The 12,761-nt window shown below is 40.9% G+C and carries 9 protein-coding genes; all 9 read left to right on the forward strand.

All coding sequences use genetic code 11. From position 1 onward, the window contains the following. The first annotated feature begins 35 nt into the window (after positions 1–35). A complete protein-coding gene (locus ACLIJJ_RS07315) occupies positions 36–3,212 on the forward strand; it encodes a DEAD/DEAH box helicase (protein ID WP_237941089.1) in 3,177 nt (1,058 codons plus the stop codon). A 22-nt stretch (positions 3,213–3,234) separates the two neighbouring features. After that, positions 3,235–3,519, forward strand: a complete 285-nt coding sequence (locus ACLIJJ_RS07320; RefSeq protein ID WP_233317866.1) for a DUF3219 family protein — start codon at positions 3,235–3,237, stop codon at positions 3,517–3,519. Positions 3,520–3,539: 20 nt separating this feature from the next. Next, positions 3,540–4,535: an LLM class flavin-dependent oxidoreductase gene (locus ACLIJJ_RS07325; RefSeq protein ID WP_233317863.1), complete on the forward strand. Its 996-nt coding sequence runs from the start codon at positions 3,540–3,542 to the stop codon at positions 4,533–4,535. Between the two features lie 288 nt (positions 4,536–4,823). Then, positions 4,824–6,590: a sensor histidine kinase gene (locus ACLIJJ_RS07330; RefSeq protein ID WP_233317862.1), complete on the forward strand. Its 1,767-nt coding sequence runs from the start codon at positions 4,824–4,826 to the stop codon at positions 6,588–6,590. Next, positions 6,569–7,354: a response regulator transcription factor gene (locus ACLIJJ_RS07335; protein WP_233317860.1), complete on the forward strand. Its 786-nt coding sequence runs from the start codon at positions 6,569–6,571 to the stop codon at positions 7,352–7,354. Before ACLIJJ_RS07330 ends, ACLIJJ_RS07335 begins: the two co-directional genes overlap by 22 nt. Before the next feature lie 130 nt (positions 7,355–7,484). After that, positions 7,485–8,762: an extracellular solute-binding protein gene (locus tag ACLIJJ_RS07340; RefSeq protein WP_233317891.1), complete on the forward strand. Its 1,278-nt coding sequence runs from the start codon at positions 7,485–7,487 to the stop codon at positions 8,760–8,762. Positions 8,763–8,822: 60 nt separating this feature from the next. Continuing rightward, positions 8,823–9,701 carry a carbohydrate ABC transporter permease gene (locus ACLIJJ_RS07345; RefSeq protein WP_233317859.1) on the forward strand — a complete coding sequence of 293 codons (879 nt, stop codon included), beginning with the start codon at positions 8,823–8,825 and terminating at the stop codon, positions 9,699–9,701. An 18-nt stretch (positions 9,702–9,719) separates the two neighbouring features. Beyond that, positions 9,720–10,616 carry a carbohydrate ABC transporter permease gene (locus ACLIJJ_RS07350; protein ID WP_233317857.1) on the forward strand — a complete coding sequence of 299 codons (897 nt, stop codon included), beginning with the start codon at positions 9,720–9,722 and terminating at the stop codon, positions 10,614–10,616. A 22-nt stretch (positions 10,617–10,638) separates the two neighbouring features. Continuing rightward, complete coding sequence (locus tag ACLIJJ_RS07355; RefSeq protein ID WP_411410726.1) at positions 10,639–12,759, forward strand: glycoside hydrolase family 52 protein; 2,121 nt, start codon at positions 10,639–10,641, stop codon at positions 12,757–12,759. The last annotated feature ends 2 nt before the right edge of the window (positions 12,760–12,761 follow it).

Genomic DNA, 12,761 nt, shown 5'->3' on the forward strand with positions numbered 1-12,761 from the left:
TAAGTTACCCTAAACTTGAAGAAGGAGAAAGCCAAATGAATGTAAAGCTTACGAAAAACATCATAAAAGAAATGTGTGGCAATGTCTCCTTCAAGCGAGGGGATTCTTTTGTGAGAAATAAAAAAGTCACATTTCAACTCTTTCATTCACATACATGCAAAGCGATTGTACATGGAGCAGATGATTTTATGGTGAGTATAAAAGCAGATGCTGCAGGGAAATTGGAGGCAGAATGCTCTTGCCCCAAACTGGCGTCCTTTCAAAAGGACTGTCAGCATGTGGCCGCTGTTTTGCTTGCTGTTTATGAGCAGCAGCTGAAAAAAACTGCTCCGCAAGTGGTGCAGGGTGGTGAAATGCTCGCAATGGAGCTTTTGTCCATTTTTGATGGTGCGCCTGCAAGAAAGAGCGCTCATCAGCGCCATTTTGAGAATCGAGATATTCAGAAGGCTGAGTTTATTTGTCATGTAACGGAGTCTCACGGGAAAAGAAAAACCTTTGCAGTTGAAATGACCATAAATGGCACAGCCTTGCCGGATATTTATGCGTTTTTGCAGGCATGGAAAGTAGGAACCCCTTATACAGATGGAGAAATTTCCTATAATCCAGCTACACAATGCTTTTTGAAGGAAGCCGATGATGTGTTAAGCGGGCTGTTTGCAATCGGTGAGGATGAAAAAGTCAATCAGACAGCAAGCGGTGCCGGAATTGCAGGAGAAGAAAGACAGCTGTTGTACTTATCGCCTTCTTCCTGGCCTACTGTTCGCCGCCTGCTTTCGAAGGCACCATATGTACAATTACAGCATAGAGGCGAGTTATTTTCTGATTTCCGCCTTTCCAACAACCAGCTGCCGTTAACATTCTCATTCGAGCATGAAAACTCAGGTTCCCATAAGCTTGCTATAGCAGGAATGAACCATATAGAATTACTGCCCTTATATGATTCGGTAGTAGCAAACGGAATAATATATGAATTAGACAGCCAGGATATGCAAAGGCTGTCCGAATTAAAAGGCATGCTGGAGCAGACTGGTACAAATCAAATTCCAATCCGCCCGAACCAGGCGGAATTTTTTCTTGAAAAGGTAGCGCCTAATTTAAGAAAACTCGGCAAGGTGAATATAAGCAGCCAATTTGTGCGGACGCCGCTTGAAGCAAAGCTGTATTTGGACCGTGTCAACAACCGGCTGTTAGCAAGCCTGGAGTTTCACTATGGGCCTGTAATGCTTAATCCTGTTGAAAACAGGGATATACCTGCAAAAGGCTTTTTTGTCAGGGAAGAAGAAAAGGAAAATGAGATCCTTAAAATCATGAAAAACAGCTCGTTTGCACAAACTGACAGCGGCTATATTCTTTATAATGAAGAGCTAGAGTATGAATTCTTATATAATACTCTCCCAGAGTTGAAGAAAATGGTGCAAATATATGCAACAACAGCAGTGCGCAACCGAATCTTTAAAGGCAACAGCTTCCCGAAATTCAGAGTGAAAATAAAAAAAGACCGCATTAATTGGCTGGAATTTAAGTTTGAAATGGATGGCGTACCAGAAAGAGAAATTAAAGAGCTGCTGTCTGCACTTGAAGAAAAACGAAAATACTACCGGTTGAGAAGCGGATCACTCTTGTCTTTACAGACTAGAGAATTCGAACAAATCCAGCATTTTTTAAAGTTTCCAGAGCTAGAGCTGAAGGAGGAAGTTGATATTTTTGAACTTCCCGTTACAGAAGGTTTGTCGTTATTTTCAGATGGAGAGCAGGGCATTATCGAGCTGGACAAATCGATGAAAGAGCTTATGCAAACAATCCGTCAGCCAGAAAAAACAGACATTGAAGTGCCTGCCAAGCTGCAGCAAGTCTTGAAAGAATATCAGAAAACAGGATTTAAATGGATGAAAACCCTTGCTAAATATGGGTTTGGAGGAATATTGGCAGATGATATGGGGCTTGGGAAAACATTGCAAAGCATCACATTTATCGCCTCAGAGCTTTCCAATATCAGAGAAAGAACACAGCCTGTATTGGTAGTTTGTCCATCATCCTTAACATATAATTGGCTTCAGGAAATAGGGAAGTTTGCTCCTGATATTCAAGCACTTGTGATTGACGGCGCTGCTGCTGACAGGAAGCAGCTGCTGAAAGAGCTTGCTGGCATTGATGTTGTGATCACTTCTTATCCGCTGCTGCGCAAGGATATTCATTTGTATGAAACAATCGCCTTTCATACGGCATTTTTTGATGAAGCACAAGCCTTTAAGAATGCAGGGACACAGACGGCAAAGACAGTGAAGCGAATTCGTGCAGACCAGCGCTTTGCCTTGACAGGAACTCCGGTGGAAAACTCACTTGAAGAGCTTTGGTCATTATATTATATTGTTTTTCCGCAGCTGTTCAGAACATTGAAAGAGTATGCGAATTTGTCGAAAAAACAAATCTCGCAGAGAATTAAGCCATTTTTGCTGCGCCGTCTTAAAGAGGATGTCTTAATGGAACTCCCTGGTAAGGAAGAATGGGAGGAAGCTGTTGATTTGCTGCCAGAACAGAAGAAGCTTTATGGAGCATATTTAGCAAAACTTCGCCATGATACACTTAAACATCTAGATAAAGCAACACTTCGAAAAAATCGCATACGAATTTTAGCAGGTTTGACGAGATTGAGACAAATCTGCTGCCATCCTGCCTTATTTGTCGACGGCTATAACGGTAAATCGTCCAAGCTGGAGCAGCTTATGCAAATCATAGAGGAGTCAAAGCAGGCAGGCAGGAGAGTACTGATTTTTTCTCAGTTTACTAAAATGCTCGAATTGATTGGAAGAGAACTCGCAATAGAAGGTCTGCCGTTCTTTTATCTGGACGGAAACACTCCCTCTGAAGAGCGAGTTGACTTGTGCCGCCGCTATAACGCTGGCGAAAGAGACTACTTTTTAATCAGCCTGAAGGCAGGTGGAACAGGCCTCAATTTAATGACAGCAGATACAGTCATCCTTTATGATACTTGGTGGAATCCTGCTGTTGAGGAGCAGGCTGCTGACCGCGCCCACCGGATTGGTCAGGAAAACGTCGTCCAAGTAATCAAGCTGTTAGCAAAAGGAACCATTGAAGAGAAAATACATGAGCTGCAGGAAAAGAAACGGCATTTAGTCGATGAAATAATCAATACAGACGAAGCGGTGCTCTCTTCCATTACGGAAGAGGAGTTGCGAAGCCTGCTTCTGTGAAAAAACGAAGGGAATGGTAGAAATGGCAAAACAAATCAAGCTGGATGATACTATAATCCAAGTAAAAAGCTATACAGAAGAGATCCAAAATGATCTGCATTCAATCAAAATTATATTTGATGTAGCAAGCGACGATTATCATGAAATTACTACCCTTCTTTATAAAGGAGCATTCCATGTTACAGTCGCAGAAAAAGATTTAGCATTTCACGCTGCTATCCAGCAATATTCCACCTCTATAACCAATCTATATGAAAAAGGAAATACAGGTGAATTTACGTTAACTCTACTCGAGACAAGGAACTAACTTAGAAAGAAGGCATCGCCATGAGATTAGGAATATTAGATCAATCGCCGATTTCCACTAATCAAGAGGCACAGGATGCTTTAGCTGCCTCTGTTAAATTGGCGCAAGCCGGAGAGGAATTTGGATATGTTCGATATTGGCTTGCTGAACACCATGATTTGCCAGGCCTTGCTTGTTCGGCACCAGAAGTGATGCTGAGCTATATCGGCGCTAACACAAGAACCATCCGCATCGGCGCTGGTGCGGTGCTGCTACCTTATTATCGTCCGTATAAAGTAGCAGAAGTGTATAACATGCTGGCAACCTTAATGCCCAATCGCGTTGATTTAGGAATTGGACGGGCACCAGGAGGTTCTGCAGAAGCAAGCAATGCATTATCCCCAAACTTCCTCCAGCAGGTTTGGGCAATGCCTGACAGCATAAAGGAGCTGCTCTTATATTTGGATGATGAATATAGTACAAATAATGAGCATGCAACATTATCAGCAGCACCAGTTCCGAAAATCCCGCCTGTACCATGGCTGCTTGGCACAAGCAAAAAAAGCGCAATCTTAGCAGGCCAGCTCGGGCTTTCCTACACATTCGGCCATTTTATGAGCGATAAAGACGGCCCGGAAATTGTCCGGCAATATAAAGCTGCCTTCAAGGAACGAAAAGAGGGACAAAAAGCAGGAACGATTGTCGCCGTAGCTGCCTTTTGTGCAGAAACTACAGAAAAAGCGGAAGAAATCGCCTTAAGCTCCTTCATATGGTCACTGCAAAGAGCAAAAGGAGCAGGAGAAGGAGTCCCTTCAATTGAAGAAGCAAAAGCATACAAGCTAACCGATGAAGAAAGTCAAACACTTGCTTCCATGAAAAATAAAGCTGTTATTGGGAACCCGAAAGAGGTTAAAGAACAACTTTTAAGCTTAAAAGAAGCGTACGGTGCAGATGAAATCATGATTGTCACAATCACATATAATCCAGTTGATAAGATCAATTCATACAGATTGATTGCAGAGGAATTGTTATCTTAAGAAAAGGAGGCGCGTTAGTTTCGCGTCTCTTTTCTTTTTTTGTCCAGCTAATTTTCTGGCTGAATTATGATACTCTCTATATCCTCCTGCTTGAAAAGATAGTATAATTCGGATTAAGAAAGGGCTTACAAAAGATTGAAGAAGCAGAAAGCTAAACTTAATAATAAATAGATTTGCCTAGTTTGTATATTGGATAAACTAAGTAGGTTAGTAAACTTGTAAAGGAGAGAGGAAATAATCAATTACGGCTTATAAGTGGAAGAAACTTCGCAAATAAGGGGGAAGTATATGCTTAGGTTGTTAAAAAACTGGAATACGATGCGAAATCAAATATTAATTGTTTTTCTATCTGTCATGTTTATTGTGTTATTAATTGTAAGTATCTTAATATTCAACCAAGTATCGTCTCTGTTAAAAAACAACGCAGAAAAACAAATCAAACAAGTGGCTGTGGAGGCTAATGGAAGACTTGAATCACTGTATGAGCAGATTAACATGGCTTCAAAGCTTGTTGTTACAAACGACAAAGTGCAAAAGCTGCTGACGAAGGAATATGACAAAAAGGAAGTGCCATTTTTAGAGCTGCAGCAATTGATGGGAACAGTTAACACCATTACAGCAAACTCTGATGGCATTTTTTCGTTCCAGCTTTTCACGAATGAAGAGCATCGTATCCTGCCTCTTGATGACGCAAATGCTCCCCTTAAATTAAGGGATATCTGGGTGGAGATGGCAAAGAGAGAAAAGGGAAGACTAGTTTGGATCGGTGAGGATCCGAATGACCCTAATTATTTTCTTGCAATCAGAAGAGTTAATTTAATGGACAGGAATTATGCAAATGGCGGATACATCCTCATCAGCATTTATAAAGAGTATTTTCAGTTCGTCAACAAGGATTTAACTAATAAAACAAACCAGTATTCCTTACTGCTTGATAAGTCTCTTGAGCCGATTATAACCGATTATGATAAGCCGCTTCCGTCCATCATACATAATGAAAAATCAACTGTACAAATAAATAGTCGGGATTATATGGCAACAAGAGAGGTATCGGAAATCACTGGCTGGACAGTCCTTATCTTAACACCTGTAACTGCCTTAACAAGCGGAATTTCTGTTCTCCGTTCAAGTATCTTAATCTCAGGGTTGATTGGTCTGCTCGTTTTTTTTATTTGCTCGTTATTTCTGTCTACCATTATTACAAGACCAATAAACAGGCTGACAGAAACGATGAGACATGCTAGTAGTGAATCTCTTGCGTTAAACCCAAAGTTGCCCTCTGTTAACGAAATAAATGAATTGAATAGTACCTATAACCAGCTTGTGAATGAGACAAACCATTTGATAAAAATGGTATATCAAAAGGAAATTATCAGAAGCCGCAGTGAATTGAAAGCTATTCAAGCACAGATTAACCCACATTTTCTCTTTAATACGTTGAATGCCCTTCATTGGTCGCTGGAGGACAAAATGGAGGATGAGCTTGCAGAGACTGTCGTTGCAATGTCCAATCTCTTTCGTTATACAATTACGAACAGTCCAGATGACGAATGGGTTTACTTGAAGGATGAACTAAATCATATCAACGATTATATGGAAATCATGAAAATGCGCTTCGGAGACGATTTAAAATGGCGCATAGAGATGGATACAGTATATGAACTGGTTAAAGTGCCTAAATTCTTGATACAGCCATTAGTAGAAAACTCTGTTATTCATGGTGCAGGAAACAAAATAGGAGTTTGCACCATTATCATAACTGTTACATTAGCAAGCAACAGACAAGGATTGTTGGTTACTGTAGAAGATGACGGTATGGGAATCACCGAAGAGAATCTAGAGAAAATCAAGACAGGGATGGACATTGGAGGGATTACCTCCATTAACGGCAAAGGAATGGCGATTTCTAATGTCCATAAAAGGCTTAAGCTCTATTATCAGGAGGATGGACAGAAAGGACTGGAAATAAAGAGTAAGCGAAACAAAGGGACAGTTGTTTCCTTTGAAATTCCGATTGTAGGGGGAGACCAGGAATGTATACAAAAACTATCCTAATTGTTGATGATGAACCAATGGCAAGGCAGGGAATAAAGAGGACGCTTGATGCTTGGGCAACTGAAGAATGGCAAATACTTGCTGCATCAAATGGGATTGAAGCGATTGAGCTTGTCAAAAAACACAAGATTCATATATTAATAACAGATATTCGTATGCCCCAAATTACCGGCATTAAACTTTTGCAGGAAATAAAAGTACAGAACTTAACACCTGTAGCTATTGTCATCTCTGCCTATTCTGAATTTGAATACGCACAGGAAGCACTCCGTTTAGGTGTCATTAATTATTTGCTCAAGCCTGTCAGCAAAAAGAAATTGATTGATGCAGTGGAAGATGCCATCCAAAGAGAAACAAAGCAAACAAGAGCAGAGATAATGGAAAAAGTTATGGACGAAAAACTCCTCAAAATCAACATGAAAGAAAACACAGCAAAGGAACCAGTCAGAGAAGCTGTCCGCTATATTGACAAAAATTTAAAGACAGAGCTGAGCTTAAAGTTAGTTGCTGAGCATGTCCATTTAAATCCAAGCTATTTAAGTGTCCTTTTCAAGGAACAGATGAAGGTAACTTTCAGTGAATATATAACAAGACGCAGAATTGAACATGCTAAAGAAATACTGATTGCTACTAATCAACCAATCACAGATATTGCGGAGGAATGCGGCTATAAAACTTCTAAGTATTTCATTAAGATTTTTCGTGAGTTAGAAGGTGTCACACCAAGCATGTACAGACGGACAAATAGTGTAAGAGCTTTCTAAAAAAAGTAGTATTATTCCTAATGACAGTGACCTTTCAGGGCAATAAGTAAAGGTGGTAGACTAACTAGTGTAAAGAAACTAATAAAAAGGGGGCAATACAGTGTTTAGACGCAAATCTATTTTCGTAATAATGTCCATTTTCATGATAGTTGTCTTAGCATTAGCAGGTTGTTCTTCGTCTACAAATGAAAGCGCTTCAAGCGATGGAAAAACCGTCATTAAATTTATGCATCTATGGCCAGAAGGATCTTCAAAGGCACAGTATACAATCGTCAATAACATCATCAAGCAATATGAAAAGGATCATTCAGATATAAAAATCCAAACAGAAATTCTTGGAAATGAACAATACAAGGATAAAATCAAAGTTTTATCCGCGTCAAACGAACTTCCAGACGTTGGGGTAACATGGGCTGCTGGCTACTTAAAGCCTTTCGTGGAAGGAAATATGCTTGCACCATTAGATGATAAAATCGAAAGCGATTTTAAAGATTCGTTTGTTGCAGGGACGACAGAAGCATATGCAGTAGATGGAAAAACATATGGTTTGCCACTAGAGCTTAATATTACACCAGTCTACTATAACAAAGAAATCTTCGAGAAATACAATCTTGAAATCCCAGAAACATACGATCAGTTTTTAGAAGTAGTAAAGACTTTAGTAGATAAAGGGGTTACACCTATTACGCTTGGAAACAAGGACAGATGGACTGGATCGATGTGGTATATGTATCTTGCTGACCGTATTGGCGGGCCAGAGGCATTGGCTAATGCCATTAACCGGTCTGGAAGCTTTGAAGATCCAAGCTTGCTTAGTGCGGCTGAGGAAGTGAAGAAGCTAGTTGATATGGGAGCATTTGTGAAAGGCTTTAATGGTTTATCAAATGATGAGGCAAAAGGCTATTTCATGAATGAACAGGCAGCCATGTATTTGATGGCGACTTGGGAATTGCCGAACTACACAACAAGCCCTGATGTAACGGATGAGTTTAAGGAGAAGGTGGGCTACTTCAAGTTTCCGACATATGATGGCGGTAAAGGAGATATCAACAGCTATGTAGGCGGACCTGGAGTCGGGTTGTTTGTGTCAGAGAACTCAAAGGTGAAGGAAGAAGCAAAAGATTTTGTTTCCTATCTTGTCAAGGAGTGGGGCAAGCATTCAGTCACAGATGCTGGAGTGATTCCTGCTACTGTTGTTGACACTTCCAATACAGACCTTGACCAAATGTATATTGATATACTCAATGATTTAGGCACTGCTTCCAACTTGACTTTATATGCAGACGTACAAATGAGTTCAAGTGTTGCACAAGTCCACTTGGATATGATTCAATCCTTGTTTGGCGGTCAGGCAACTCCAAAAGAATTTGTGAAGAAACAGGAAGAAGCTTTAGCGGAAGAAGAGTAAGCAAGAGGGGGCAATTTCTTTTTGCCCCTAAACTAAAGTCAAAGGAAGGAGGAATAGGTAATGAAAACAGTCATGTCCAATAAAATCGCGATTTGCTTATACGTGCTGCCTGCCTTGCTCCTAATACTTGTGCTGATATATATTCCGATTGTCCTGACAGGTTATTACGGGCTGATGGATTGGGATGGCATCGGGGCAATGAAATTTATCGGGCTGGATAATTATGTACAGCTCATAAAGGATAAGATGTTCTGGACCAGTACGTATCATTCTGTCTTATTGGCTTTATTTTCAGCAATAAGCCTAATATTCTACTTAGTCATTTCTATTATCCTTGCCAGCAGGATTAAAGGAGCAAATCTGCTTCGGAAAATTTATCTAATTCCAATGCTGTTATCGTCTGTTGCGATTGCCCAGCTGTGGCTGAAAATATTTGATCCGACAAATGGGATGCTTAATAAATTGCTAGAGCTGCTCGGTGTAGAAAATACACCAATATGGCTGGCAGATCCTAATCTTGTACTTATCGCTATCTTTGTTCCGATTATTTGGCAATATGCAGGCTTTTATATCATTATCTACTATGCCGCATTAAAAAACGTGCCGGAGGAAGTGATTGAAGCGGCAAGAATTGATGGTGCAACACCATTGCAGATAGCCTACAGAATAAAGCTGCCGCTCATTTCAGGTGTTATTAAAGTAACGATTGTCCTCGCCATTGTCGGCTCCCTAAAATATTTTGACCTTATTTATGTCATGACAGGAGGCGGACCAAACGGCTCCAGTGAAGTAATCGCATCCTATATGTACAAAGAGGCCTTTAAGACATATAACTTTGGCTATGGCAGTGCGATTGGCTTTGCCTTACTTATCTTATGCCTTGTTATGACATGGCTTATCCAAAAATTAACGGCATCAAAAGACGATGTCCAGTATTAAGAAGGGAGGAGTGAAGATATGAGTGAAATTACAGCACAAAAGAGAACGAAGACCATTCCTCACACTTCGCCTAAAACAAAAGGCTCGATAAGCTCGAAAGTAGGCTTTGGGTTTCTTTATCTGATTCTAGGTATTATTGCTGTATTTCAAATCTATCCGCTAGTTTGGCTGTTCTTTTTTTCCTTGAAAACAAACCAAGAAGTATTTGGTTTATCTCCATTTGCTCTGCCGAAGGACCCGCAATGGGGTAATTACGTAAAGGTCTGGACACAAGGAAATATCAGCCTGTATTTCTTTAACAGTGTTTGGATAACGGTTGTAGCAGTAATGTTAACTGTAATCTTAGCAAGCTTTGTCACCTTTGCGATCACAAGGATGTACTGGAAACTAAGCAAGCTTGTTCTCGGACTGTTTATGGTAGGCATTATGATTCCATTGCATTCCACACTTATTCCATTATTCAGCTTCTTTAACAACTTGCATCTAATTGATAATCCTATCTCCATCATTATTTCATATACGGCTTTTAATCTGCCATTAACAATTATGATTCTATTAGGCTTCTATCAAACACTTCCTAGAGAAATCGAAGAGGCAGCCGTAATGGATGGCTGCTCCATACACAGAATCTTTTTTCAAATCACCTTGCCAATGACCACCCCCGTCATGGCAACAATCATTATCATCAACATGATTTATAACTGGAATGAATTTGTATTCGTAAATACTTTTATCAGTTCAGATAAGTGGAAGACATTAACGGTTGGTGTCAATAATTTCGTCGGTCAATATTTGACAGATTGGGGAGCGATTGGGGCAACGTTAATGATCAGCATTATTCCGATATTAATTGCGTTCATCGCATTGAGCAATCGTATTGTTGAAGGATTGGCAGCAGGTTCTGTCAAAGGATAAAAAAGAAAAGGAGCTGTGATTTATGCCGGAAAATATGTTTTTTAATGCACATCACTCCCCAATTGGGGCATTCGCAAGCTTTACAATCGGATTTCCAGCAGCAGGCGGAGGGCTTGATTTGGAACTGGGCCGTTCACCAAAAAAGAATGTTTATATTGGTGCGGAAAGCTTAGATAAAGAGGGGATTTACGAGGCATTTCCGTTTTTTGATTATCAGGAAGATGACGAAAGCAAACGCTATGATATTGAAAATATGGACCCTGATCCAGACAAGCCAAATATTATTTTCCCGTTTTCAAAGGAGAAGGTAACAAGAGAATTTAAGCTTGGAACAGATACATGGAAAGCAGGGGACTTAACCTTCAAAGTTTATACACAAGTAGAATCTGTACCAGAACCGGGGAAGGGCAATGAGGAGGAAATGAAGAGGATTCTTCTTCCGGCAGTCCTCGCAGAATTGACGGTTGATAATACAAAAGGAACAAAAGCTAGGCGGGCGTTTTTTGGGTATGAGGGCAGTGACCCGTACAGCTCTATGAGGCGGCTCGATGATACGATGGACGGAATCGCTGGAATCGGCCAAGGCAGGCTGACTGCAATCGCCGCAAGTAATGCAGATATTAACTCCGCTATGCATTTCAGCATGGAAAATATCTTGACGACACCGCAAGAAGAAAACTGGACATTTGGATTAGGTCCGCTCGGTGCACTAGTCGCAGATGTTCCTGCAGGAGAATCGAGGACATACCGGTTTGCTGTCTGTTTCTATCGCGGTGGAATTGTTACTGCCGGCATGGATACATCTTATTACTATACGAAGTACTTTAAAAATATCGAGTCTGTCGCAGCCTACGCGTTGGAACATTTTGATGAGATTGCAAAAAGAGCAGAAGCTGCGGATGACCGCCTATTAGCTGCTAACCAGTTATCTGCAGACCAGCAGTTCATGCTGATTCACTCGATTCGCAGCTATTATGGTTCCACACAGCTCCTTATTTGTGACGGTGAGCCGTTCTGGGTTGTCAATGAAGGGGAATACAGAATGATGAACACCTTTGATTTAACTGTTGATCAAATATTTTTTGAGCTGAAAATGAATCCTTGGACAGTAAAAAATGAGTTAGATATGTTTGTGAAGCGCTTCAGCTACGAAGATAAAGTCCGGTTCCCTGGCAGTGATACGGAATACCCTGGCGGCATCAGCTTTACACATGATATGGGTGTTGCCAATACAATCTCCCGTCCGCATTACTCTTCATACGAACTGTATGGGCTTGACGGTTGTTTTTCCCATATGACACATGAACAACTTGTAAACTGGATTTTATGTGCTGCTGTTTACGTGTCACATACAGCCGATGAAGCTTGGCTAAAAGAGAATATGGAAATGGTGGAGCGCTGCTTTGAAAGCATGGTAAACAGAGACCACCCAATTCCAGAAAAGAGAAACGGCTTGATGGGACTGGATTCCTCCCGAGTAATGGGCGGGGCTGAAATAACCACATATGACAGCTTAGATGTCTCGTTGGGGCAAGCGCGAAATAATATTTATCTCGCAGGGAAAATTTGGGCATCTTATGTCGCCCTTGAAAAAATATTCAAGGAACAGGGAAAAGAAGACTTGGCAAAGCAAGCAGGCCTACAAGCAGAAAAATGCGCAAATACGATTGTGGAGAATGTGACAACAGAAGGCTATATCCCGGCAGTAATTGGAGAAGGCAATGATTCTAAAATAATTCCAGCAATTGAAGGGCTTATTTTCCCATACTTCACAAACTGCCAGGAAGCGCTTGAAGAGACAGGACGGTTCGGCCCCTATATTCAGGCATTGAAAAAACACCTAAAAACAGTAATGACAGAAGGAGTTTGTCTGTTTGAAGACGGCGGCTGGAAAATATCTTCAACAAGCAGCAACTCATGGCTCAGTAAAATTTATTTAAGTCAATTTATCGCAAGAGAAATCCTTGGCTGGCAATGGGATGAAAAGGGAGCGAAAGCAGATGCCGCTCATGTTAAGTGGCTGACACATCCCGTTCTTTCCGTATGGAGCTGGAGCGACCAGATTATTGCAGGGGAGATTGCGGGCAGTAAGTATTATCCGCGCGGTGTGACAAGCATTCTTTGGCTTGCAGAAAGCAAGTAAGA

Source organism: Niallia laureatilytica, assembly GCF_046613985.1.
Lineage (GTDB): Bacteria > Bacillota > Bacilli > Bacillales > Cytobacillaceae > Niallia.